Origin of the sequence: Pseudomonas sp. nanlin1 (assembly GCF_045571515.1) — a bacterium.
Taxonomy (GTDB): Bacteria; Pseudomonadota; Gammaproteobacteria; order Pseudomonadales; family Pseudomonadaceae; genus Aquipseudomonas.
Window position 1 is genome coordinate 2,549,704 of the sequence record NZ_CP124218.1, and the last position, 25,034, is coordinate 2,574,737.

At 63.4% G+C, this 25,034-nt stretch carries 20 protein-coding genes; 12 read left to right on the forward strand and 8 right to left on the reverse strand.

All coding sequences use genetic code 11. From position 1 onward, the window contains the following. Positions 1 to 48: 48 nt before the first annotated feature. The 6 genes from QCL65_RS11895 to QCL65_RS11920 form a co-directional block, all read right to left on the reverse strand. Positions 49 to 1,272, reverse strand: coding sequence for a M20 family metallopeptidase (locus QCL65_RS11895; RefSeq protein WP_407316410.1), 1,224 nt, complete (start codon positions 1,270 to 1,272; stop codon positions 49 to 51). After that, positions 1,262 to 2,896: a nickel ABC transporter ATP-binding protein NikE gene (nikE, locus tag QCL65_RS11900; RefSeq protein WP_407316411.1), complete on the reverse strand. Its 1,635-nt coding sequence runs from the start codon at positions 2,894 to 2,896 to the stop codon at positions 1,262 to 1,264. Before nikE ends, QCL65_RS11895 begins: the two co-directional genes overlap by 11 nt. Beyond that, the gene (locus tag QCL65_RS11905; RefSeq protein WP_407316412.1) at positions 2,893 to 3,753 is read right to left on the reverse strand and encodes an ABC transporter permease; all 861 of its coding nucleotides are present in this window, start codon (positions 3,751 to 3,753) and stop codon (positions 2,893 to 2,895) included. The genes nikE and QCL65_RS11905 overlap by 4 nt, the downstream gene beginning before the upstream one ends. Next, on the reverse strand, positions 3,719 to 4,666 hold the full coding sequence (locus QCL65_RS11910) for an ABC transporter permease (RefSeq protein WP_407316413.1): 948 nt from the start codon (positions 4,664 to 4,666) through the stop codon (positions 3,719 to 3,721). Before QCL65_RS11910 ends, QCL65_RS11905 begins: the two co-directional genes overlap by 35 nt. Positions 4,667 to 4,681: 15 nt before the next feature. Continuing rightward, a complete protein-coding gene (locus QCL65_RS11915) occupies positions 4,682 to 6,253 on the reverse strand; it encodes an ABC transporter substrate-binding protein (RefSeq protein ID WP_407316414.1) in 1,572 nt (523 codons plus the stop codon). Between the two features lie 96 nt (positions 6,254 to 6,349). Continuing rightward, positions 6,350 to 7,642, reverse strand: a complete 1,293-nt coding sequence (locus tag QCL65_RS11920; RefSeq protein ID WP_407316415.1) for a M20 family metallopeptidase — start codon at positions 7,640 to 7,642, stop codon at positions 6,350 to 6,352. Between the two features lie 71 nt (positions 7,643 to 7,713). On the opposite strand from QCL65_RS11920, the gene QCL65_RS11925 reads away from it, so the two are divergent. From QCL65_RS11925 to QCL65_RS11945, 5 genes are all read left to right on the forward strand, one after another. Then, positions 7,714 to 8,487 (forward strand): GntR family transcriptional regulator, encoded by a 774-nt coding sequence (locus tag QCL65_RS11925; RefSeq protein WP_407316416.1) that lies wholly within the window; start codon positions 7,714 to 7,716, stop codon positions 8,485 to 8,487. Between the two features lie 174 nt (positions 8,488 to 8,661). Beyond that, positions 8,662 to 9,987, forward strand: a complete 1,326-nt coding sequence (locus QCL65_RS11930; protein WP_407316417.1) for an NAD(P)/FAD-dependent oxidoreductase — start codon at positions 8,662 to 8,664, stop codon at positions 9,985 to 9,987. A gap of 323 nt (positions 9,988 to 10,310) precedes the next feature. After that, positions 10,311 to 11,141, forward strand: coding sequence for a p-hydroxycinnamoyl CoA hydratase/lyase (locus QCL65_RS11935; RefSeq protein ID WP_407316418.1), 831 nt, complete (start codon positions 10,311 to 10,313; stop codon positions 11,139 to 11,141). 64 nt (positions 11,142 to 11,205) lie between these two features. Then, positions 11,206 to 12,654: an aldehyde dehydrogenase gene (locus QCL65_RS11940; RefSeq protein ID WP_407316419.1), complete on the forward strand. Its 1,449-nt coding sequence runs from the start codon at positions 11,206 to 11,208 to the stop codon at positions 12,652 to 12,654. A gap of 113 nt (positions 12,655 to 12,767) precedes the next feature. Continuing rightward, complete coding sequence (locus tag QCL65_RS11945; RefSeq protein WP_407316420.1) at positions 12,768 to 14,657, forward strand: feruloyl-CoA synthase; 1,890 nt, start codon at positions 12,768 to 12,770, stop codon at positions 14,655 to 14,657. Here the strand turns inward: QCL65_RS11945 and QCL65_RS11950 are convergent. Continuing rightward, on the reverse strand, positions 14,649 to 15,665 hold the full coding sequence (locus QCL65_RS11950; RefSeq protein ID WP_407316421.1) for a LacI family DNA-binding transcriptional regulator: 1,017 nt from the start codon (positions 15,663 to 15,665) through the stop codon (positions 14,649 to 14,651). The two genes, QCL65_RS11945 and QCL65_RS11950, sit on opposite strands and share 9 nt — an antisense overlap. 251 nt (positions 15,666 to 15,916) lie before the next feature. On the opposite strand from QCL65_RS11950, the gene QCL65_RS11955 reads away from it, so the two are divergent. From QCL65_RS11955 to QCL65_RS11985, 7 genes are all read left to right on the forward strand, one after another. Next, positions 15,917 to 17,590, forward strand: a complete 1,674-nt coding sequence (locus QCL65_RS11955) for an ABC transporter substrate-binding protein (RefSeq protein WP_407316422.1) — start codon at positions 15,917 to 15,919, stop codon at positions 17,588 to 17,590. Positions 17,591 to 17,670: 80 nt separating this feature from the next. Continuing rightward, a complete protein-coding gene (locus QCL65_RS11960) occupies positions 17,671 to 18,624 on the forward strand; it encodes an ABC transporter permease (RefSeq protein WP_407316423.1) in 954 nt (317 codons plus the stop codon). A 2-nt stretch (positions 18,625 to 18,626) separates the two neighbouring features. After that, positions 18,627 to 19,520, forward strand: a complete 894-nt coding sequence (locus QCL65_RS11965; RefSeq protein WP_407316424.1) for an ABC transporter permease — start codon at positions 18,627 to 18,629, stop codon at positions 19,518 to 19,520. A gap of 2 nt (positions 19,521 to 19,522) precedes the next feature. After that, on the forward strand, positions 19,523 to 20,566 hold the full coding sequence (locus QCL65_RS11970) for an ABC transporter ATP-binding protein (RefSeq protein WP_407316425.1): 1,044 nt from the start codon (positions 19,523 to 19,525) through the stop codon (positions 20,564 to 20,566). Then, positions 20,563 to 21,570: an ABC transporter ATP-binding protein gene (locus QCL65_RS11975; protein WP_407316426.1), complete on the forward strand. Its 1,008-nt coding sequence runs from the start codon at positions 20,563 to 20,565 to the stop codon at positions 21,568 to 21,570. Before QCL65_RS11970 ends, QCL65_RS11975 begins: the two co-directional genes overlap by 4 nt. Beyond that, positions 21,567 to 22,736 carry an amidase gene (locus QCL65_RS11980; protein ID WP_407316427.1) on the forward strand — a complete coding sequence of 390 codons (1,170 nt, stop codon included), beginning with the start codon at positions 21,567 to 21,569 and terminating at the stop codon, positions 22,734 to 22,736. Before QCL65_RS11975 ends, QCL65_RS11980 begins: the two co-directional genes overlap by 4 nt. A 13-nt stretch (positions 22,737 to 22,749) precedes the next feature. Further along, on the forward strand, positions 22,750 to 24,015 hold the full coding sequence (locus tag QCL65_RS11985; RefSeq protein ID WP_407316428.1) for a Zn-dependent hydrolase: 1,266 nt from the start codon (positions 22,750 to 22,752) through the stop codon (positions 24,013 to 24,015). Here the strand turns inward: QCL65_RS11985 and QCL65_RS11990 are convergent. Next, on the reverse strand, positions 24,012 to 25,007 hold the full coding sequence (locus QCL65_RS11990; RefSeq protein ID WP_407316429.1) for a helix-turn-helix domain-containing protein: 996 nt from the start codon (positions 25,005 to 25,007) through the stop codon (positions 24,012 to 24,014). The two genes, QCL65_RS11985 and QCL65_RS11990, sit on opposite strands and share 4 nt — an antisense overlap. Between the last annotated feature and the right edge of the window lie 27 nt (positions 25,008 to 25,034).

The following is a 25,034-nucleotide window of genomic DNA, read 5'->3' on the forward strand; positions in this document are numbered from 1 at the left end:
GGCAATCCATTGTTACCGACTGCGAAGAAAGCTTGCAATAGCGCTGTTTTACTCTGCGGTATCCACCTCACAAATACGCAAAATAGCCAGGATATACACGCGCACCATGTCCAGATAATCGCGTTTGTGCACGCGCTCGTCCGGCATGGTGTTGAACTTGCCGCCCGGCCCACAGACCACGCCTTGCATGCCCAGGCGTTGATAAAAATGCGCGGCGTCGGTGCCAAAGTAGGCCGGGGGAATGATGATGCCGGTCGGTTGCGGTTCGCCCCTGACCTGTTGGTAAGCGGCGTTGACTGCCTGCACGATCAGCGAGTCGTGGGCCACTTCGAACGGTGGCATGAGCGGTTGGTTGTCGCTGTCATTAATTAAGGTGGCCTGCAAGCCAGGGAATTGCTCGCAGAGTTGGTCAAGCAGGCGCTGCAGGTCGGCCAGCACTGACTCAACGGTTTGCCCTGGGGTGTAGCGGGCCGAACCGCGCAGGCGCAGAAAGTCGGCGACTTGCGGCGCGCGCCATTCCACCAGGTCGCGGCCCAATGCGCCTCGGACCACACCGATATGCCCACGATTGACCTTGGCATGCTCCGCCGAGCGAGCGCCGCTGAAGGTGATGCCGTTGATTTGCGGTATCAGTTGCACGGCGGCGGTGATGACATCTACGGCCTCTTCACGTTTGGACAGGTGGCGGGTATCGCCGGTCAGTTCGATGACGAACATCAGTGAGCCGACGTGTAGGGTCACGGCCTGTAAGTCGGTCGGCTCCGAGTTGATGAAGTAATCCGCTTTGACCCCCTGCTCGATGGCCGCGAGCGTGCCGATGCCGCCCTGGAGTTCACCCACGACGTAGGTGAGGATCACATCGCCCTTGAGCTTCACCCCGGCGTCGATCAGCGTCTTGACCGCGCAAAAGTACGCCGCATCGCCGGCTTTCATGTTCGACACGCCGATGCCGTAGATGAACTCGTCATCCACTTTCCCGGCCCACGGGTCTACGGTCCAGCCTTCGGTGACCGGGTTGGTGTCCAGGTGCCCGTTGAACAGCAGGCTGTGGCCGCCGCCCTGGCCCTTGAGGGTGCCGATGGCATTCAGGCGCTCACCGGGCACTGGCATGAGTTCAGTGGCCAGGCCTAGGGTCTGCATCTGTTCCGCCATGTACTGCGCCAGGGCGCGCTCCTCGGGGGTGGCGCTGTAACTCTTGTGCTGGACCATGCGCGCTAGAAAATCCAGGCAATAGGTCTCGTCGATGCGGTCGAGTAGCGATTCAGGCGTCATAAGGCGATTCCAATTCGTTCAGAGGCTGTGGCACTGCGTCGAGCAGGGCGCGGGTATAGGGGTGGCTGGCCTGGGCGGCCATGCCCAGCGCTGGCAGGACTTCGAGCAAGTCGCCGCGGTACATCACGCCGATGCGGTGAGCGATTTGGCGGATCAGGTTGAGGTCGTGGGTGATGAACAGGTAGGCAGTGCCGTGCTGGCGGCGCAGTTCCAGCAGCAGCTCTATGACCGTCGCTTGCACCGAGACATCCAGGGCTGCAGTGATCTCATCGCAGATCACCAGCTCTGGGCGCGCGGCGAAGGCGCGGGCGATGGCCACCCGTTGCTTTTGCCCACCGGACAACTCATGGGGGTAACGGCTGGCAAAATCCTCGGGCAGGCGCACTTCGCGTAGCAGCCGCGCGATCGCCTGGGCTTGGGCTTCTCCCTCGGTCAAACCGTACAGGCGCAGCGGCCGCGAGAGTATCTGGCCAATGGTCTGCCGTGGGTTCAGGGAGGCGTCCGGGTGCTGAAAAATGATCTGCACCTTGCGCCGATAAGCCTGATTCATCTGCGCTGGGCCGTGCACCGCCGCGCCGTCGAAATGCACGGTGCCGGTGAATGGCGTCAGGCCGGTAAGGGCCTTGGCTAGGGTGGACTTGCCCGAACCGGACTCGCCGACGATCCCCACAATCTCGCCACGGGCGATGCTCAGGTTCAGATCGCGAGCGCCCAGGGTCGCGGCTGACTGGCGGCGCAGCAGGCTGTCCAGTAGAGCGGGGCGGCCATAGCGCACATTGAGGTCACTGACCCGCAATAGCGGCTCGCCGCTGACACTGGCCTCGTCCAATAAGCGTTTGTCGGCCGCTGGCACGGCGGCGACCAGCCGTTGCGTGTAGGCATCCTCGGGCGCGCTGAAAATCTGCCCCCCGCGCGCCTGCTCGACAATGCGCCCTTGGTTGAGCACGCACACCCGGTCAGCGACCCGCGACACCAGTGCCAGGTCATGGGAGATGTACAACGAGGCCACTCCGGTTTCTTCGCGCAGGCGGCGAAACAGCTGGAGGATTTGCGCGGAGCTGATCACGTCGAGGGCCGTGGTCGGCTCATCGAAAATCAAACACTGGGGGCGGCAGGCGAAGGCGGTCGCAATCAGCACCCGCTGCTTTTCGCCGCCCGAGGCTTCGTGGGGAAAACGCTTCATCATCGCCGCTGGGTCTTTCAGGTCGACGTCGGCCAGCAGTTGCTCGCCCAGCGCCCAGGCATCACGGTAGCTCAGGTTGCGATGGCGGGTGAGCGCTTCCACCACCTGCTCGCCCAGGCTCAGGGTGGGGTTGAGCGAGGCGCTGGGGTCTTGGAAGATCATCCCCAGGCGCCCGCCGCGCAGGCCTTCGACCTGGCGCTGGGGCATCTGCAGCAGGTTCTCGCCCTGCAAGCGAATGCTGCCGCCGAGCTCCCGGGCGTTGCCCGCCAGGTAGCGCATGATTGCCCAACCCAGGGTGGTCTTGCCCGAACCGGACTCGCCCACCAGGCCCACCACTTCACCGGCCGCCACGCTAAAGTCGATGTTTTGCAGCACGTGCAGGGGGCCGCTGGGCAGTTGATAGTCAAGGCTGTAGTCAGCTACTTGCAGAACCTGGCTCATGAACGTTGCCCCCTGGGGTTGAGGGCATCGCGCAAGCCATCGCCCAATAGGTTGAAACCGATCGCCACGGTGGCGATGGCCAGCCCCGGCATCAGCATCATCCACGGCGCCTGGAAGAAGTAGCGCCGTGCTTCGGCGACCATCAGCCCCCACTCCGGTTGTGGTGGTTGTGCGCCCAGCCCGAGGAAGCTGAGGGTGGCGAACAACATGATGGCGAACGCCACCCGAATGGTCGCCTCGACGATGATCGGCGCGACGATATTGGGCAGCATTTCCCGTACCACGATGTACCCGGTCGACTCGCCTCGGGCGATAGCGGCATTGATATAGTCCTGGCGCCGCGCCGCGAGGGCGACGCTGCGCGCGATCCGCGCCATGCTGGGAACGAAGGCAATGGTGATCGCCAATACTGCGTTGAAGTCACTGCGGCCCAGGGTGCTGACGATGAGCAGGGCGAACAGCAGGGTAGGGATGGACATCACCGCGTCGAGGGTGCGCATCAGCGCTTCATCGACGCGCCCACCCAGGTAGCCGCTCAGGGTGCCCAGCAAGGCACCGATGAACATCGCCATGGCCGTGGCCAACACCGATAGCGCAATGGTCGCGCGGGCGCCCATCAGCAGGCGGCTGAAGATATCGCGGCCCAACTGGTCCGTGCCGAACCAGTGCACCAGGCTCGGCGGTTGGTAGCGAGCCAGGACTGAAATCGCTTGCGGGTCGTACGGCGCCAGGGCCGGGCCGGCGCATACCAGCACCACGGCCAGCAGCAGGATCAGGCTGCCCAGTAAGCCCTGGGGCGTGGTCAGCAGGCGGTAGAGGACATTACGCATATTGAATTCGCCGGTCGAGGTAGGCATAGGCCAGGTCAGCCACGAAGTTGACCAGGCAATAGGTCGCCGCGAGGATCAGTACACCCCCCTGAATCGCTGGCAAATCGCGAGCAGCCACCGCGACCAGTAGCTCGCGGCCGATGCCGGGGATGTTGAAGATCTCTTCGACCACCACGATGCCCCCCAGCAGGTAGCCGACGTCCAGGGCGACAATGGTGATGGTGGGCAGCAAACCGTTGCGTAAGCCATGGCGCAGCAGCACCCGCCGCCGCGACAGCCCCTTGAGGCGGGCGGCACGGATGTAGTCGGTGTGCAGCACGTCGATCATTTCCGAACGCACCATGCGCGACACGTGGGCGACCATGATCATGGACACCGTGAGGGTGGGCAGGATCAAGTGACGGATGCCTTCGCCGATGTCATCGCTTAGCGGCACGTAGCCCGTCGCGGGCAGCAGTTGCCAGACATCGGCAAACAGCAGGATCAGTAGCGTGGCGGTGACGAACTCGGGCAACGACACGCCAATGTAGGTGAGCATGCCGATGATGAGGTCCACTGGGCGGCCCCGGCGTACGGCCGCGATAATCCCCAGGGGAATGGCAACGACCAGCATCAGCAATAACGAGCAACTGGCCAGCAACAGTGAGCGGCCCAGGGCGTCGAGCAGCGCGCCCAGCACCGGTTGGCCATTGCGCATCGAGACGCCCAGGTCGCCTCGCAGTACCGCCATCAGCCAGCGGCTGAATTGCAGCCAGGCTGGCTGGTCCAGGCCGAGTTTTTCTCGCAGTGCAGCCAGGGCCTCGGGGGTGGCGTTCTGGCCGAGTAAGGTCACCGCCGCATCGGCGGGCAGCAGTTGGGTGATGGCGAAGACCAGCAGCGACACGATTAGCAGGGTGTACACCACTAACAATAAGCGCTTGGTCAAATAGGCAGCAGTCACAGGCTTATCCTCGGCTTATCCGCGCTTAATGGCGCTGGCATCGAGCCAAGCCTGATCGAGGCGGAACACCGCACCGCGGGGGTGCAGTTGGTAGCCTTGAACGTGGTTGCGCTGGGCGGCCAGTACATCGAAGAAGGTTGGGATAAGGGACGGCACTTGCTCGTGCATCAACTGTTGCGCGGTGGCGTACAGCGCGCTGCGCTTGGCCGCGTCGTCGGTGCCGCGGGCGGCTGCTACCGCAGCGTCGAACTCAGCGTTGTTCCAACGGGTTTCATTCCAGGCCGCGTCTGAGGTGTACAGCAGTGAAAACACGGCGTCGGCCGAGGGCTGCATGTTGTAAAAGCCCACGTAAAAGTTGCCCTTTTTCCAGACTTGGTCCAAGTAGGTGCTGTTGGCCATGGTCGCTACGGTAATGTTGAAGCCGGCCGGCTTGGCCATTTCCGCTACGGCAATGCCCAGTTGGGTGCGGGTCGATGGTTTGTCCGAGGCCACCAAGGTGACGTCCAGCCCGTTAGGGTAACCGGCCTCGGCGAGGAGCTTTTTCGCCTGCGTCAGGTTGGCTTCGCGCAATGCGATATCGCTGTGGTAGCGGTACGCGGCATTGAGCGGTGTGTCGTTGCCGGGCGTGCCGAAGCCTTCGGCGACGAAGTCCACCAGCGCGGCGCGGTCCACGCACAGTGCCAAGGCCTGGCGCACCCGCACGTCATTGAAGGGCGGCTGATCACAGCCCATGTTGATGTTGAGAAATTGCCCAGAGGCGACCCGCAGGCCGCTGACCCCGCTGGCTTGGCTGAGGCGGCTGAATTCAGTGGCCTGGGCCGACAGCATCAGGTCGATATCGCCGGACATCAGCGCCGAGCCTTCGGACGCCGGGTCGGGGTAAACGTGGATTTCCACCCGGTCCAAGTGCGGCCGTTGGGGGTCGTAAAAATGCTCGTTACGGGCGACCACCACCCTACGCTCAGGCTCGAATGACACCAGCTTGAAGGGGCCGGTACCGATCGCTTCGCGCGACAGTCGTGACAGGTCGCTTTGCACAATCGCTGCCGGCACGATCTTGGCGTCCGGGTAAGCCAGGCTGACGGGCAAGTCGGCATAGGCTATGTGAGTCGTCAGCTTGACGTGCAGCTCGTCCAGGGCCTCGACCTGTTGGATCGGGCCGATGTTACGCAGGCCCGGCGAGGCGGTCTTCGGGTCCAGGATCGCCTGCAGGCTGGCAGCCACATCGTGGGCGGTGCAGGGGCTGCCATCGTGAAAGCGTAGGCCGCTGCGTAGGGTGAAGGTCCATTCGGTGAGCTCGGGGTTGTGGCTCCAGCTTTGTGCCAGGTCGGGCTCGGCCTGCATGTCCTGGCTCAGGCGGGTCAGGCCGTTGTAGAGCAACTCGCTGAGCAGGTACTCGGGGTTGACCCTGACCAGCAGCGGGTTGAGCATGCCGACGGCTTGGTCGACGCTGATGCGCAAAGTGCCGCCTTTCTGGGCCGCCGCAGCCGCCCACAGCGAGGTGGAAAACGGCAGCAGCGCAGTGCCGGTAGCAATGGCCGAGGCGGTCAGGAAGCAGCGGCGGTTGAGCCGCAAGACGGTATTCATGGCAATACTCCACAGGGCAAGAAGAGAAGCGTGGGGCAGCTGCGTAAAAAAAAGCCGATGACCCGTCTTGGCGCCGGTCTTCGGTAATCGCAATGCTCAGTCAGGCACGGCGGCGGCAATAGCGGGTGGGGCGAAATCGGCCGCCAGGTAGGCCAGGATCGACTGCGCCAGCGCCACCAGATCACTGCGCGTGGTGTATTCATCGGCTGCGTGAATGCGGCTCTGCGGGCGGATCAGCCCACCCAGCAGAATCTCCTGAATCCCGGCCTGCTGGACCCAGCCCATGTCCGAGCTGCTGGAGGAGCCGTAGCATTGAAACTGCTCGGCGCTGAATCCGAAGCCAACCCCCAGGGCGGCCTGCCAGCGCGGCCAATGGGGCCCCGTGGGGTCGGCCACGGGGGCCAGATGGCCGATTACTTCGTGCTCGACCGACAGCGCCTCTGAGCCGGCCATCGCCGTGTCGATGCAAGCCCGCAGCTCAGCCATCACCGCCTCGAAGGGCTCCTGGGGCGCATAGCGGCGGTTGATCAGGATCTCGAACTGGGCCGGCACGGTAGAGCCCTTGCTACCGCCGTGGGCGGCCGCCAGGGTCATGCGCGAAATCAACGGCGCGCCCTGGTAATGGGGGGGCGAGGGCATTGGCCAGGCCCTCTGTTGCACCTGTTGTTTGAGGCTGTGCAGGGCATTGAGCAGTGGCAGGCTCTGTTCGATGGCGTTGATGGCATCCACCGGTTCGCCCGAATGGGAGGAGCGCCCCTTGACGACGATTTTCAAGTCGACGCTGCCAAAGCAACCGGCCCATATCCGGGGGGCGGCGCCGCCGTTAAAGCTCAGGATGTGCCCCTCGATCAGTTGCTGTTCGGCGAGGTAGCGGATGCCAGGGTACAGGCCACCCTCTTCATCGGTACACAGCAATAAAGACGGGCAAAAGCGCAGCGGCAGATTGAAGCGTTGCGCCGCACGCAAGGCGGCCAGGGTCGCCGCCACGCTGCCTTTCATGTCGGCCGTACCACGCCCGATCAGTTGGCCGTCGACCTCGGTCAATTGCAGGGGCGGCTGGGTCCAGCCGTCACCGGGCGGCACCGTGTCGACATGAAAATACAGGCTGCACACTTCGCCATCACCGGGTTGCCGGGCGATCAGGTTGATGCGCTCACCGTAAGCCTCGCCGTTGCGGGTCTGCCACAACGCTTGCGGAACGGTGACGCGTTGGGTCTGCAGGCCCAGCGGTGCTACCAGGGTCTCCATCAGGTCGGCAAACGCGGAATAACCCGAACCGGGTGGAAAGCACGTATCGACAGCGATCATTCGTTGCAGATCGTTAACCATCGACGCATGATCCGCCTCGATCGACTCAAGGGCCTGCTGCAAGGCTGCGTGGGTGGACATCTTTTGGTCCTGTAGCTATTTCTATATAGTTTATAGTTAAGTACCTTCATGTCAGCCGTCAAGGGAAAAAAATGACCGATAGCAACGCGGCGTCTGGGCGAACCCGTTCTTTTTTGCGTGTCAGCGAGCACGACAGCGCGCCGCTTTATGAAGTGGTCAAGCGCCATATTTGCGAGGCTATTCTGCTGGGGGAGTGGGCCAGCGGCACGGTCATACCCAGTGAAATGGCCTTGGCCAGTGACTTCGGTGTGTCGGTGGGCACGGTGCGACGTGCGCTTGCGGAGTTGGTGGCCGAAGGCATGCTGATGCGTCGGCGCAAAACCGGCACCGTGGTGACCGGCTGGGCGCCGCTGCACAACCTGCGCTACTTCTTTCAATACTTTCGCTTGCACAGCAAGGCAGGTGCACTGCTCAAATCGCGCACCCTGTTGCTCGACTACCAACTGGGTGCAGCCAGCCCATTGGAGGCGCAACAGCTGCTGATCGAGGAGGGCAGCGCGGTCTATCGCCTGCACCGCTTGCGCAGCATTGACGGGGTGGCCGCGATGCATGAGCGCTTTACCCTGGTGGCTTGCAAGGTGCCCAACTTCCCAGGGCCTGAGGCGTTGCCCGAGTTGCTTTATCGCTTCCTGCTCGACCAATACGGGCTGCGGGTGGCGGCAGTGCGTGAGCAACTGACCGCAGGGTTGGCCAGTGATGAAGACTGCCGCTTGCTGGACCTGACCGCCCCCCACGCGGTGATGGTGATCGACGCGGTGTCGTTCGACCAGGCAGCCACCCCGGTCATGATGACCCATCAACGCGCCTCTACGGATCACTTCATGTATGTCAACGAAGTGCGCTAGGCGCTCTGGGTCAAGTGTGCCGAGCTGGGCGGGGTAAACGGTATTTTGTACTCAGGAGGCCGGGCTTTTAAGTTTTTATGCCTCGGTCGCCGATGATTTAATGGGGCTTGAGCGTTCGGCCGCAGCCATCTGCAATCAGCGCCGAACCATCGCCCGCCAACGGATACTCAATACATGCCAGCGCCTTTAGTTCACGTAGACAGCTCACCTGATTTACCCACTGAAGCCGATGTGGTCGTGATCGGTGGCGGCATCATTGGTTCGTTCACCGCTTACTTCCTGGCCAAGCGCGGTATGAAGGTCGCGCTGGTGGAGAAAGGCCGTATCGGCGCCGAACAGTCCAGCCGCAACTGGGGCTGGTGTCGCCAGCAGAACCGCGATGAGCGCGAGCTGCCCATGGCCACCAAGAGCCTGGAGCTGTGGGAGCAGTTCGGCCTCGATAGCGGTGAACAGACAGGCTTCACTCGCTGTGGTTTGCTCTATTTGAGCGACAACGAGAAAGAACTGGCCGGTTGGGCCCGCTGGGGCGAGTTCGCCCGCACCGCCAATGTTGAAACCTACATGTTGACCCCTGAGCAGGCCGCTGAGCGCGGCAAGGCCACGGGTAAACAGTGGAAAGGCGGGGTATTTGCCCCCACCGACGGCATTGCCGACCCGTCCCGCGCAGCGCCAGCCGTGGCCCGTGCGATCATGGCGCTGGGCGGCACCGTGCACCAGGGCTGCGCCGTGCGGGGCGTCGAAACCCAGGCCGGGCGGTTGTCTGCGGTGGTCACCGAAAAAGGCACCATTCGGACCGCCTCGGCGGTGCTGGCCGCGGGTGCCTGGGCGTCTTCGTTCTGCCGCCAGTATGGTATTCGCTTTCCCCAGGCCACCATTCGCCAAACGGCGCTGTCGATGTCAGCGCCTGGCGGGGAGCTGCCCAGTGCGCTGCACACCCCAGGGGTGTCCATGACCCGGCGCGCCGATGGCAGTTATACCGTCGCGATCAGCGGCCGCGGGCGGGTTGACCTGACCCCCCAGTTGCTCGGTTTCGCCACCCAGTTTTTGCCCATGTTTCAACGCCGCTGGCGCAGCCTGGCCCCCGGCGGGCTCGAAGGCCTGCGCGCAGGTCATGAAAGCTGGAAACGCTGGCGCCTGGACCAGCCAACGCCCATGGAAAAGATGCGCATCCTCGATCCACAGGCAGACCCCGCAGCCGTCAAGCTGACCCACCAACGTGCAATTGCACTGGTCCCGGCGTTGCAGGCCTGTTCAGTGCTTGGCGCTTGGGCCGGTTACGTGGACAGCACCCCCGATGGTGTACCGGGCATTGGCGAAATGGCCGAACTGCCCGGCCTGGTGCTGGCGGCGGGGTTCAGCGGGCATGGATTTGGGATTGGCCCAGGCGCGGGCCATCTGATTGCCGATATCGTCAGTGGCGCCACGCCTATCGTCGACCCACGGCCGTATCACCCCGACCGCTTCCAGGCGTCCGCCCGGGGCAAGGTGGCGGACTTCTAAGCCAGGCCAGCGACCCACCCTGGGCGCCCAGTGGGCAGCGCCGGATAGATCGAGAGCTCGGGGGCAAGCGGAGCGCCGCCCGGGCCCCTCCTACACGATCGCGGCCCCGCAAATATCGAATTAAATCCCGGCCCTGCAGATATCAAATCGAATCCCCGCCCCCGCAAATCTCAAACATACCACTGACCGTAGGAGGGGGCTTGCCCCCAATCTCTTGCCACGCCCAAAAATAAAAAGATTAAAAACATTAACAGTTAATTGACATAACCAATTTGTCGGTTTAGCTTTTATCCATCGTCAGCCCACAACAAGAGAAAATCGTCATGAGCCATTACCAAGGCCGCTGGACCACGGTTAAAGTCGAAGTCGAAGAGGGCATCGCCTGGGTCATCCTCAATCGCCCGGAAAAACGTAATGCCATGAGCCCGACCCTCAATCGGGAAATGATCGACGTGCTGGAGACCCTCGAACAAGACCCAGCGGCTGGCGTGTTGGTGCTCACTGGCGCGGGTGATGCCTGGACCGCCGGCATGGACCTCAAAGAGTATTTCCGCGAGGTGGACGCAGGCCCGGAGATCCTTCAAGAAAAAATCCGCCGTGAAGCCTCGCAATGGCAATGGAAGTTGCTGCGCATGTACGCCAAACCGACCATCGCCATGGTTAACGGCTGGTGCTTCGGCGGTGGTTTCAGCCCTCTGGTGGCCTGCGACCTGGCGATCTGCGCCGATGAGGCGACGTTCGGCCTGTCGGAAATCAACTGGGGCATCCCCCCCGGCAACCTGGTCAGCAAGGCCATGGCCGACACCGTGGGCCACCGCCAGTCGCTGTACTACATCATGACCGGTAAGACCTTCAGCGGGCAGAAAGCCGCCGAGATGGGCCTGGTCAATGAAAGCGTGCCCCTGGCACAGTTGCGTGAAGTGACCGTGGCGCTAGCACGCAACCTGCTGGAGAAAAACCCCGTGGTGCTGCGTGCGGCCAAGCATGGTTTCAAGCGCTGCCGCGAGCTGACCTGGGAGCAAAACGAAGACTACCTGTACGCCAAACTCGACCAGTCACGCTTGCTCGACACCGAAGGCGGCCGCGAGCAAGGTATGAAGCAATTTCTCGACGACAAGAGCATCAAGCCCGGCCTGCAAGCCTATAAGCGCTGACCGCTGCCATCGCGCTTACACTGTTTGAACGTATTCCCGATAAAGACAATAAAGAGGAATCACCATGCTGGACGTGCCCCTATTGATCGGCGGCCAGTCATGCCCTGCGCGTGACGGCCGTACCTTCGAACGCCATAACCCGGTGAGCGGCGAAGCGGTGTCGCGGGTAGCCGCCGCGACCCTCGAAGACGCCGACGCGGCAGTCGCTGCCGCCCAAGCCGCGTTCCCTGGCTGGGCCGCGCTGGCCCCTGGCGAGCGGCGCAACCGGCTGTTAGCGGGCGCGGAACGATTGCAGGCGTGCAGCGGCGAATTTATCGCCGCCGCTGGGGAAACGGGGGCCATGGCCAACTGGTACGCCTTCAATGTGCGTCTGGCGGCCAACATGCTGCGCGAAGCGGCGTCGATGGTCACCCAGATCACCGGCGAGGTGATCCCCTCCGATGTGCCCGGCAGCTTTGCCATGGCCCTGCGCCAGCCGTGTGGGGTGGTGTTGGGCATCGCCCCGTGGAATGCCCCGATTATCCTCGCCACCCGTGCGATCGCCATGCCGCTGGCCTGTGGCAACACCGTGGTGCTCAAGGCTTCCGAACTAAGCCCGGCCGTGCACCGCCTGGTCGGCCAAGTGCTGCAGGATGCCGGCCTGGGCGATGGCGTGGTCAACGTCATCAGCAACGCGCCGCACGATGCCGCCGCCATTGTCGAACGGCTGATCGCTAACCCCGCAGTGCGGCGGGTCAACTTCACCGGTTCCACCCACGTTGGCAGGATAGTCGGCCAATTGGCAGCGCGTCATCTCAAGCCGGCGCTGCTCGAACTGGGCGGCAAGGCGCCGTTGCTGGTACTGGACGACGCCGATCTGGAAGCGGCCGTTGCCGCCGCGGCGTTCGGCGCTTTCTTCAACCAGGGGCAGATTTGCATGTCCACCGAGCGCCTGATCGTCGACGCCAGGGTGGCCGATGCCTTTGTCGCTCAGTTGGCGGCAAAGATCGCCACCTTGCCGGCAGGCGACCCCAGCGCGCCAGCTTCGGTACTCGGCTCGTTGGTCGACAGCCGCGCCGGCGAGCGCATCAAGGCCTTGATCGACGATGCCCTGGCCCAGGGCGCGACGTTAGTCAGCGGCGGGCAACTGCACGGCAGTATCTTGCAGCCGACATTGCTCGATGGGGTCACCGAGCGCATGCGCTTGTATCGCGAAGAATCGTTCGGCCCGGTCGCGGTGATCCTGCGCGGGGAGGGCGATGAGGCATTGCTGCGCCTGGCCAACGACTCTGAGTTCGGTTTGTCTGCGGCGATCTTCAGCCGTGACACCGCGCGTGCACTGGCCCTGGCGCAACGGGTGGAGTCTGGCATCTGCCACATCAACGGCCCGACCGTGCACGATGAAGCGCAGATGCCGTTTGGCGGGGTCAAGTCCAGCGGCTACGGCAGCTTCGGCGGCAAGGCGGCGATCGAGCACTTTACCCAGTTGCGCTGGGTAACCCTGCAGAACGGCCCGCGCCACTACCCGATCTGAGCCGTCGCCCTGGCGACCCGTCATAACCTTACGCCGCCCGCCTGATCGGGCGGCTGCAAAGCGCCGCGTGCCACCCCAGGTGGCGCACGCCGACGTTGGTTGAGGAGCATCCCGTGAGTTCCGAATTCAAGCTGCAACCCCCGCTTCACTCGACCGCGCCTCGCTATCGCGCGGTGTCCATCGGCACGCCGCCCGTGGAGGTGATTGAAAACCAGGGCGTGCTGCAAATGCGCTCCCTGGAGCCGCTGACCGAGCCCCCCGCACGCTTGCTCGAGCGCTTATTGCACTGGGCCGAGGTGCGCCCGGAGCAAACTTTTATTGCCGCCCGCGCTGGCAGCGGCTGGCGACGGGTCAGCTATGCGCAGATGCTCGACAGCGTGCGCGCTATTGCCCAAAGCCTGCTGAGCTATAGGCTGTCAGCCGAAAAGCCCTTGGTGTTGTTGTCTGGGAACGACATCGAACATCTGCAGATGGCCTTAGGCGCGATGTACGCCGGCATTCCTTACTGCCCGGTGTCGCCGGCCTACGCGTTGCTCTCCACGGATTTCGCCAAGCTGCGGCATGTCTGCGACCTGCTGCAACCGGGGCTGGTGTTCGTTAGCGACGCGGCGGCCTACCAACGGGCCATTGATGCGGTGCTACCCGCCACGGTTCCCTTGGTCACGGTCCGCGGCCAGGTACCGGGCCGTGCCCAAGTCAGCTTCGCCAGCCTGCTGGAACAGCCGGGTGGGGTAGAGGCCGAGCAGGCCTTCGCAGCCACGGGCCCCGACAGCATCGCCAAGTTTCTCTTCACCTCGGGCTCGACCCACTTGCCCAAGGCGGTGGTGACCACCCAGCGCATGCTGTGTGCCAACCAGCAGATGCTCTTGCAGACTTTTCCGGTGTTCGGCGAAGAGCCGCCGGTACTGGTGGACTGGCTGCCCTGGAACCATACCTTTGGTGGCAGCCATAACCTCGGCATCGTGCTGTACAACGGCGGAACCTTTTACCTGGATGACGGCAAGCCGACGGCCCAGGGCTTTGCCGAGACCTTGCGCAACCTCAAAGAGATTTCCCCCACCGCTTACCTGACGGTGCCCAAGGGCTGGGAAGAATTGGTCAACGCGTTAGAGCAGGATGCCGACCTGCGTGAGTGCTTCTTCGCCCGCATCAAGCTGTTGTTTTTCGCCGCCGCAGGCTTGTCCCAGCGCATCTGGGACCGGCTTGACCGAGTCGCCGAGCAGCATTGCGGCGAACGCATCCGCATGATGGCCGGGCTGGGTATGACCGAAGCCTCTCCGTCCTGCACTTTTACCACCGGGCCGTTGGCCATGGCCGGGTACATCGGCCTGCCGGCCCCCGGTTGCGAAGTACGTCTGGTGCCGGTGGGCGGCAAATTGGAGGGGCGCTTTCGCGGCCCGCATATCATGCCGGGCTATTGGCGCTCGCCAGAGCAGACCGCCGCAGCGTTCGACGAGCATGGCTTCTATTGCTCCGGCGACGCGCTGAAACTCGCCGACCCCAGCCAGCCGCACCTGGGGCTGATGTTTGATGGGCGTATCGCCGAAGACTTCAAATTGTCGTCTGGGGTGTTCGTCAGCGTCGGGCCGCTGCGTAATCGGGCGGTGCTTGAGGGCTCGCCCTATGTACAGGACGTGGTGGTCGCCGCCCCCGACCGTGAATGCCTGGGCTTGCTGGTGTTTCCCCGCGTGTTCGAGTGCCGCCGCCTGGCGGGCTTGGCGGCCTCGGCCAGCGACGCCGAGGTGCTGGCTTGCGCCGCCGTGCGCCAGTGGTTCAGCGACTGGTTGCAGCGGCTCAATAGCGGCGCTACCGGTAATGCCAGCCGCCTGGAGTGGTTGGTGCTGCTGGAAGAGCCGGCATCCATCGACCGCGGTGAAATCACCGACAAGGGCTCGATCAATCAGCGTGCCGTATTGCTCTGGCGCGCGGCCAAGGTGGAAGCCCTGTACCGCGGGGAAGACCCAACGATACTGCGGGCTGCCACGCTCCAGGCCTCAGGGTGAACATACGCTGCTGGCCCGTACTCGCAGTTCAGCGGCAAACCGATACGACTGCACCGGCTCGCCCTTGATTCGCCGCAGCAGCGCCTCGACAGCCCGCAACCCCTGGGCATGCATGCTGGTGCTGATGCTGGTCAACTGCATGTGGGCGGCCAGGGGCGTGTCGTTATAACCCACCACCGCAATATCGCGGCCGGCGACCAGGCCGCGATTGCGCATCGCACCGATCAAACCAATCGCCAGGAAGTCGTTGACCGCAAAAATCGCCGTCGGCGGTACCGGGTGCGCCAGCAGCTGTTCGCCGATGGCAAAGCCCGCCTCGGTGTGAAAAGGCCCGCTAATAATGCGCTCGGCGCCGATCTCGATGCCGTGCATTTGGTAGTACTGCACAAAGCTCGCGGTGCGCTCGCGGGCATTACTGCTGTGGGACTCGCCCGCGATCACGGCAACCCGGGTGTGGCCTTGGGCAAACAGGTGTTCAGCGGCCAGGCGGCCGCCCATTTCGTCGTCTGCGGTGATGGAGCAATGGCTGCCGCGCCGGCGGCTAACTAACACCAGCGGCACTTGGCGCTCTTGCAGTTCCTCGAGAAACCCCGGCTCTGGGGTGCAGTGCACATCACTGATGATCAAACCCGCGACATTGCGTGCCAAGGCTTGTTCGGCTCTTTCGCGCTGGCGCTCGGGGCGGTCGAGGGTGTTGGCGACAAACGTGCTGTAGCGTGCGGCGCAGGCGGCTTCGTCTATGCCTTCATAGATAGTCGCCAGAACGATATCCGACAGCCGTGGCACCAGCACGGCGATCTCTTGGCTATGCCGGGTCTTAAGGGTGCGGGCATGGGTGTTGGGTTGGTAGTCGAGGCTCGCGGCCAGGGCGCGGATCCGTTCGATGGTTTGCTTGGACGCCGCGCGCCCGGCGTGGTCGACGCTGCCATTGAGCACCCGGGACACAGTCGACACATGAATGCCGAGTGCTTGAGCGATACCGCGCAGTGTGGCTGGGTGTTTTTTCATGCTCGGTCTGACCCCGCGGGAGCTCTGCGCCGCATTGGAGCGCTGAGTCCCAAAAGATTGCACGAAACGTCCAGGCGCGCTACCCAAACGATTGGGTAAGGTTGGGCAGGTTGTTGAGATTCAGCTTATGTAATTGAAAGTATGAGAAAAAATCATCAGCGCCAGCGCGATTCATAAACGCTGGGTAAAACTGGTATGGCCATTGCTTTTGCTCTGTCAGCTCTCTCAACTTGACTGATGGAACCTAAGCCATGACGCACGCTAAAGGAATTCGCGCACGCAGTTTTACCCGGCTGGCACTGGCCTGCTCCATGGCCTTCGGTGCCCTGTCACCCTTGGCGGCGATGGCCGAAAGCACCTTGCGCATCGCCATGACTGCAGCGGACATCCCGCTGACCCATGGTCAACCGGATCAAGGCTACGAGGGCAATCGATTTACCGGTATCACCCTGTTCGACTCGCTGGTGGAGTGGGACCTGTCCCAAGCCGAGAAGCCCAGCGCCCTGGTGCCAGGCCTGGCCACCGAGTGGGCCGTCAAACCTGACGATCACACCAAATGGGTATTCAAACTGCGCCCTGGGGTGACCTTCCACGACGGCTCGGCATTCAACGCCGACGCGGTGGTGTGGAACGTCAACAAAGTGCTCGACAAACAAGCTGCGCAGTATGCGCCTGGGCAAATCGGCATGACGGTGTCACGCATGCCGACCTTGCGCAGCGCGCAAAAAATCGACGACCTGACCGTGGAGCTGACCACCAGCGAGCCGGACGCGGTGCTGCCGTATAACCTCACCAACCTGTTCATGGCCTCGCCGAGCGCATGGAAAAAGGACTTCGACGCCGTGCCGGCCACCACCACGGACCCCGCTGAGCGTTCCAAGCTGGCCTGGACGGCATTCGCCACCCACGCGGTGGGCACCGGGCCGTTCAAGATGAACCGCATGGTGCCGCGTCAGGAGTTGGTGCTGGACAAGAACCCGAGCTATTGGGATGCCCAGCGCGTGCCCAAGGTCGATCACGTGGTGCTGATCCCCTTGCCCGAGGCCAATGCGCGGATTGCGGCCTTGTTGTCGGGGCAGGTCGACTGGATCGAGGCGCCGTCCGCCGACGCCATGGACCAGCTCAAAAGCAAAGGTTTCAAGATCTACGCCAACGGTCAGCCACACCTGTGGCCGTGGCAGTTCTCCTTCGCGCCGGGCTCGCCGTGGCTGGACAAACGCGTACGCCAGGCGGCCAACCTGTGCCTGGACCGCAGCGAGCTCAAGGCCTACCTGGGGGGCTACATGCAGGAAGCCACGGGTATCTACGAGAAGGATTCGCCGTGGTACGGCAACCCCGCGTTCAAGATCAAATACGACCAGGCCGCTGGGCAAAAACTCATGGCGGATGCCGGCTTCAGTAAAGACAAACCGGTCAAGGTCAAAGTCCTCACCTCGGCCTCCGGCTCCGGCCAGATGCAGCCGTTGCCGATGAACGAATACATCCAGCAAAGCCTCAAGGGCTGCTATTTCGACGTAGACATCGCCGTCACCGAATGGAACACGCTGTTCAGCGGCTGGCGTTTGGGCGCCAAAGACCCAGCGGCGCAGGGCGCCAACGCGATCAACGTCAGTGCGGCGGTGATGGACCCTTACTTCGGCATGGTGCGCTTTGCCAGCGAAAAGGCGTTTGCGCCGGTTTCCAACAACTGGGGCTACTTCGCCTCCCCAGAGGTCGAGAAGTTGATCACCCAGGTGCGCAACGCCTTCGACCCAAAGGCATTGGATGAGACCTCCGGCCAGTTGCATGCCGCCATCGTCGATGAAGCACCGTTCCTGTTTGTCGCCCACGACGTCGGTCCCCGGGCGATTTCGCCGAAGGTGACCGGAGTGGTGCAACCGCAAAGCTGGTTTATCGACCTGACCCGGGTGTCCAAGCAGGACTGAGTCAGCCGCTCGCAGAAGGCCTTGCCGATAGCGCTGGCAAGGCTGCCAACCTGGTGCTCCACAGCCAATGAGGAAAGCCCATGCTTGCCTATATCTTTCGCCGCCTGTTGCTGGCGACACCGATCCTGCTGGGTGTGGCGTTGGTCTGTTTCATGCTCGTGCACATGGCCCCGGGCGACCCCCTGGTGTCGGTGATGCCGCCGGATGCGTCCGAAGCCCTGCGCCAACAGTTGGTGACGGCCTACGGTTTCGATAAACCCTTACCCGTGCAATTTGGCCTATGGGTCTGGCATGCGCTGCAGGGCGACCTGGGCATGTCGATTGCCAGCGGCCGGCCAGTGAGCAGTGAAGTGCTCAACGCGGTCAGCTATTCGCTGCGCCTGGCGGTGCTGGCAACGCTGTTCGGCTTCGTTCTGGGCAGCCTGTTCGGCTTTGTCGGTGGCTATTTTCAGGACAGCTGGCTGGACAAAGTCGCCTCGGCGTTTTCGGCCATTGGCGTCAGCGTGCCGCATTACTGGTTGGGCATGCTGATGGTCATCGTGTTCTCTTCGCAGTTGGGCTGGCTGCCGGCCACCGGGGGCGGGCCAATGGGCCAGTCGGGGTGGGCGTGGGACTGGGCGCATTTGCAGTTTATGCTGTTGCCGGCGATCACCTTGTCGGTGATTCCCACCGGCATCATCGCCCGCACGGTGCGAGCCCAGGTCGCGGAAACCCTGGCCCAGGAGTTTATCGTTGGCTTGCGCGCCAAGGGGCTGGGGGAGTGGGGCCTGTTTCGCCACGTGGTGAAAAATGCCGCGCCCACCGCCATGGCGGTGATGGGCCTGCAAATCGGTTACCTGATGGGCGGCTCGATTCTGGTTGAAACGGTATTCGCCTGGCCTGGCACGGGCTTGCTTCTGAACTCGGCCATTTTTCAGCGTGATTTGCCGCTGTTGCAGGGCACGATCTGGGTGCTGGCGCTGTTTTTCGTCGCGCTGAATCTGCTGGTGGACATCCTGCAGACCTTGCTCGATCCACGTATCAAAAGGGGCTGAGCATGAACCTATCCATAGGGCGGCCGGCCGCGTCGGTGATTGTACCGGTACCCCGCTCGCCGGGTTACTGGAGCGAAGTATTCAGCCGAGTCTGCCGTGACCCGGTGGCGCTGGGCGTCGCCGCGGTGATCGGGGTGTTGCTGATACTGGCCGTGTTCGGCCCCTGGCTGGTGCCGGGTGATGCATTCACCACCTCCATGTTCAAACGCCTCAAACCCATTGGCACCGAAGGCTTCCCGCTGGGCACTGACGAGCTGGGCCGCGATTTACTCTCGCGTTTGATGCTTGGCGCGCGCTTGTCTCTGTTTATGGGCATCACCCCGGTGATCTTGGCGTTTTTCATCGGCGGCGCTATCGGCGTGATCGCCGGCTACTTCGGCGGCTGGCTGAACAGCTTGATCATGCGTACCGTGGATGTGTTCTACGCATTCCCGTCCGTACTCTTGGCGATCGCTTTCTCCGGGGCGCTGGGGGCGGGGGTTGGCAACGCGCTGATATCCCTGACCCTGGTGTTCGTGCCCCAAGTGGCGCGGATCGCCGAGAGCGTCACCACCCAGGTGCGTAACCGCGATTACATCGAAGCCGCGCGCGCCTCGGGGGCCAGTTCATTCACCATCATCCGTACCCAGGTGCTGGGCAACGTGCTGGGGCCGATCTTTGTCTTCACCACCGGGCTGATATCCGTGTCGATGATTCTCGCTTCTGGGCTGTCGTTTCTCGGGCTCGGGGTGACGCCGCCGGAGCCGGAGTGGGGCTTGATGCTCAACACCCTGCGTACCGCCATCTACACCCAGCCGCTGGTCTCGGCCTTGCCGGGGGCGATGATCTTTATCACCTCGATTTCATTCAATGTGCTGGCCGACCGTTTGCGGGCGGCCATGGCGATCAGGAGCTGAGCATGAACCAACGTGATATTGGCGGCCCGGCGCAACCCTTGATGAAAGTGACCCAACTGGTCAAACACTTCCCGGTCAAAGGCCACCTCGGCCAGCGCAGTGTGGTGCGTGCGGTCGACGGCATCGACTTCGAGGTGCACAAGGGCGAGACCCTTGGCGTGGTGGGTGAGTCCGGCTGCGGCAAGTCCACCACAGCGCGCCTGTTGATGCAGTTGATCGCCCATGACAGTGGCGAGTTGGTGTTCGATGCCATGACGGTGGGGGGGCATCAGTTGCCGTTGCGCGATTACCGGCGGCAGGTGCAGATGGTGTTCCAGGACAGTTACTCCTCGCTCAACCCGCGCCTGACCATGGAGCAATCCGTGGCGTTCGGCCCGTCCGTGCACGGGATCAGCCAGCAGGAGTCGCTGCAGCGCGCCCGCGACTTACTGGACCGGGTAGGGCTGGAGCCCACCCGTTTCGCCGGGCGTTACGCCCATGAATTGTCCGGCGGCCAACGGCAGCGGGTGAATATCGCCCGCGCCCTGGCGGTGGACCCGCGGCTGGTGATTCTCGATGAGGCGGTCTCGGCGCTGGATAAATCGGTGGAAGCGCAAGTGTTGAACCTGCTGCAAGACCTCAAGGACAGCCTGCAACTGACCTACGTCTTCATCAGCCACGATCTCCACGTTGTGCGCTATCTGTCCGATCGCATCATGGTCATGTACCTGGGCGAAATCGTTGAAATCGGCCCCGCCGAAGCGTTATTTTCTGCCGCGCAACACCCTTACACTCAGGCATTGCTGACGTCCATGCCGTCCATGGACCCGGCGAACCGGACCCTGCTGTCGCCCCTCTCGGGGGACCCGCCGAGTCCGATCAACCCACCCTCGGGCTGTCGCTTTCACACCCGCTGCCCCCACGCCGAGGCCATTTGCGCGCAGACCGCGCCGCTATTGCAGCAAACCCACGAGCGCCATTTCGCTGCCTGCCTGATGGTGCAACCGGGGGCTGGCCACAGCCAAAGCCCGGCGGCCAAGCCCACCCCCACAGGAGCCTTGGCATGAGCGAACAACCGATGGTCGCAGTGACTGACCTCAAGGTACGCTTCACCCGCGGCCGCCAAACGCTGTCAGCGGTCAATGGCGTAAGCCTGACGGTCGCCCGCGGTGAAGTGTTGGCCTTGATCGGCGAGTCCGGCTCTGGCAAAAGCGTGACCCTGCGAGCGCTGATGCGCCTGCATTCGGAGCGTTCGACCCGAATCGAGGGCGACATCGAGATCGCCGGGCAAAACCTCATGCAGCTTTCGCGCAGCCAGCTACAAGCCCTGCGTGGCCCGGTCGCGGCGATGATTTTCCAGGAGCCGTTGCTGGCGCTTGACCCGGTGTACACCATTGGCCAGCAGATCGTCGAAGCCCTGCGTCGGCATCGCCCGATGTCCAGGGCGCAAGCCCGCGCCACGGCCCTTGAAGCCCTGCGTCGGGTGCGCATTCCCAGTCCGGAACAACGCCTGGATGCCTACCCCCACGAGATGTCCGGGGGCATGCGCCAGCGGGCGATGATTGCCCTGGCGCTGGCCTGCGAGCCGCAGATCCTGCTGGCCGACGAGCCCACCACGGCGCTGGACGCCACGGTGCAAATCCAGATCCTGATTCTGCTGCGTGAACTGCAGCAGGCCCTGGGCTTGTCGATCATTTTCGTGACCCACGACATCGGCGCCGCCGTGGAAGTGGCGGACCGCGTCGCGGTGATGTACGGCGGACGCATCGTGGAGCAGGCCGCGTTGGCTGAATTGCTCGACAACCCCCGACACCCCTACACCCAGGTGCTGCTGGGCACACGGCCCAAGGACGGCCTGCGCAAGGGCGAGCGGATGATCAGCATCCCCGGTGCGCCCCCGGACCTGGCCAACCTGCCCCCCGGTTGCAGTTTCGCCCCGCGTTGCCCGCTGGCCAGCGATGTGTGTCGCAGCAGCGTGCCGGCCAGCGAACGCGTGCTCGGCGACCACCACGTGAGCTGCCATCACTGGCAGCGGGAACCCGTTCAACCCCTTTGCGAGTCCCTGTCATGACTGATTGCGCCTTTGCCTTTATGCCTTATCCGAGCGTCGCGGTGCCCCACGCGGCCGACGGCCCGCTAGCCGGTTATACCTTTGCCGTGAAGGACCTGTTCGACGTGGCCGGTTACCCCACTGGCGGCGGTAATCCCCATGTGCTGGCGATGTCCGGGATTAAGCAGCAGACCGCGCCGACTGTTCAGCGCTTACTGGATGCTGGCGCACGGATGATCGGGAAAACCCACACCAACGAGATGGCGTTCTCCATGAGCGGTAAAAACGCCCATTACGGTACGCCACGCAATGGCGCTGCCCCTGAGCGCATTCCCGGAGGCTCGTCGTCGGGTTCGGCCTCGGCGGTGTCCAATGGCTTGTGTGATTTTGCCTTGGGCACCGACACCGGCGGGTCGGTACGCACCCCGGCCAGCTATTGCGGTTTGTTCGGCCTGCGCCCCAGCCATGGGCGGATTTCTTTGGCCGACACCCAGGCGCTGTGCCCCAGCATGGACACGGCCGGGTTTTTCACCCGCGACGCCCAGCTGTTCGGGCGCGTGGCCGAGTGTTTGTTGGATGAAGATCCCGAGCCCTTGCCGACCCACCCGCAGTTACTCACCCATGACAATTTGTTTTGCCGGCTGCCCGCAGCGTCCCGCGATGCCTTGCGCCCGGCTCTAGAGCAGATCGAGCGCAGAGCCGGGCCGATGCATGAACTGGCCGGGGAGTTGCCGTCGCTGGAACAGGCGTACTGGGCATTCCGTTATATCCAGGGCCGTGAAGCCTGGGAGGCCCAGGGTGAGTTTATCGAACGCCATGGCCTGGCTCTGGGCCCTGACGTGGCGGCCCGCTTCGCCTGGTCCAAAGCGGTCAGCGATACGCAGTACGCCGAGGCCTGTGCGTTTCGGGAAAGCTTCGCCGCACGCTGGGACGCGCTGCTGGGCGATCGCGTGCTGGTGATGCCGACGGTGCCGGATATCGCGCCATTGCTCAGCGCCAAGGACGAAGACATCGAAACCACTCGGCAGTTGTCCCACCACCTGCTCGCCATTGCCGTGTTATGCCGCATGCCCCAGTTAAGCATGCCACTGGCCAACAAGGACGGCGCGCCGCTGGGTATCGCCTTGCTGGGCCCGCGCGGCAGTGATTTGAGTTTGGTCAAGCTGGCCGTGGCTATCGCCGCTTAAAGGGAGCATCACCATGAACCACTCCGTTACCACCGCAGAGCTGTTCAGCGCCAAAGCGCCTTTGATCAATGGCCAACGCCTCTGGCAGTCGCTCATGGACCTCGCCCAGCTGGGCGCGACCGCCAAGGGCGGCGTGTGCCGCCTGGCCTTGACCGACCTCGACCGCCAGGCCCGTGACCTGTTCGTGCAATGGTGCACCGAGGCCGGTTGCAGCGTCAGCGTGGACGCCATTGGCAATATCTTCGCCCGCCGGCCCGGGCGTGATGCGCAGCGCGCGCCGGTGATGACCGGCAGTCACATCGATACGCAGCCTACCGGCGGTAAGTTCGATGGCTGCTTTGGGGTGTTGGCCGGCCTGGAAGTGATCCGCACCCTGAACGACCTCGGGCTGCAGACCGCCGCGCCCATCGAGGTGGTGGTGTGGACCAACGAAGAGGGCTCGCGCTTCCCGCCCTGCATGATGGGCTCGGGGGTGTTCGCCGGCCGGTTCGACTTGGCCGAGACCCTCGCCAAGCGCGATGAGCAGGGCATCAGCGTGGGCCAAGCGCTGCAGGGCATCGGCTATGCCGGCAGCCGCGCGGTGCTGGGCCATGCCGTCGGCGCCTATTTCGAAGCGCACATTGAGCAGGGGCCGATTCTTGAGGATCAAGGCAAAACCATCGGCGTGGTGATGGGCTGCCTGGGGCAGAAATGGTTCGATCTGACCCTCAGCGGTGTCGAGGCCCACGCGGGCCCTACGCCCATGGCATTGCGCAAGGACGCCTTGGTCGGTGCCGCCCAGGTGGTGGCTGCGGTCAATCGCATCGCCCATGCCCTGCAACCCCACGCCTGCGGCACGGTGGGATGCCTCGAGGTGCATCCCGGCTCGCGCAACGTCATCCCCGGAGAGGTCAAAATGACCCTCGACCTGCGCCATCTGCACAGCGACAAATTGCAGGCCATGGTCGACCAGGTGCAGCAGGCCATCGCCGAGGCCTGCGACCAGCACGGCTTGACCCAACGCCTCACACCCACCGCCGATTTTCCGCCGCTGGACTTCGCCAGCCAGTGCGTGGACGCCGTTCGTGACGGGGCCGTGCAGTTAGGTTTGAGCCACATGGACATTGTCAGTGGCGCTGGCCATGATGCGATTTTCCTCGCTGAACTGGGCCCGGCCGGGATGATCTTCGTGCCCTGTGAAGGGGGCATCAGCCACAACGAAATCGAAAACGCCAGCCCCGAAGACCTGGCCGCTGGGTGCGCGGTGCTGCTGCGGGCGATGGTCAGCGCGGCGAATTAGGCAGCGCTGGATTTCAGGCCCTCGCTGGCGGTATCGCGGAACAGCCGCGGCGACATGCCATACACCGATTTGAAGTGCCGACTGAAGTGCGAGCTGCTGCCGTAGCCCCAAGCGTAGGCGATGTCGGTCAGTGAGCGATGGGTATGCGCCGGGTTGCGCAGGTCTTCGGCGCAGCGGGCCAGGCGGCGTTGCCAGATGTATTCACTGATGCTGCAACCCTGTTCGTCCTGAAAGGTGCGGTGCAGGCTGCGCACCGAGCACTGTTCGGCGCTGGCAATGCGTTCGATGCTCAGCTCGCGGTCCGCCAGGTGGCGTTCGATGTACGCTTTGAGGCGGTTCTGCTTGAAGAAGCGAAAGTCGTGTTCCAACTGCTTTTCTTCCCGTTTGTTCTGCAACACATTGTCCAGTAGCCCGACGATGCTGGCGCCGATCAAACTGGCCGAGGTGTTATTGAGCAGGGGGTATTGGTTATAGGCATCGCTGACCAGGTGCATCAGCATGCGGCCCAGGCCGTTGCGCCCATTGATGTGCACATCCCCAGCCTTGGCCAATGACTCACTGTGGTTTTGAAACAGCAGGATGAAGTGTTCACAGCCGTGGGTACTGGTCACGCTGAAGGGCTGGCCGCTATCGACCAGCAGCAGTTCGTCGGGGGCTAGGGTACTGCTGCGCTGGCCTTGTTCGAAATGACTGACACCGGCAATCTGCAGGATCAGCATCCTTGGAGTGTCCAGCGTGTCCACGGCTTTGCTTAGGTGGCGCGAATAGCGGTGCGCACTGGCGGTCATGCGACAAAAGCGTAACTGCCCCAGGTCACCGTATTCCAGGCGGCCCTGGAACGGGCTGTCGTGCAGGGGTTCGATTTGCGTCGACTCCAAGCGTTTGATGTACTCCGGCGTACGCCCCAGATGATCGCTCATGAATTCTTTCCACTTCATCAGGCGATCGGAGCGAACCACCTGCTCGGTGGACACACAGGCTAAATTAGTCATCTTGCGCCTCTCGGGGTTGCTTATTGT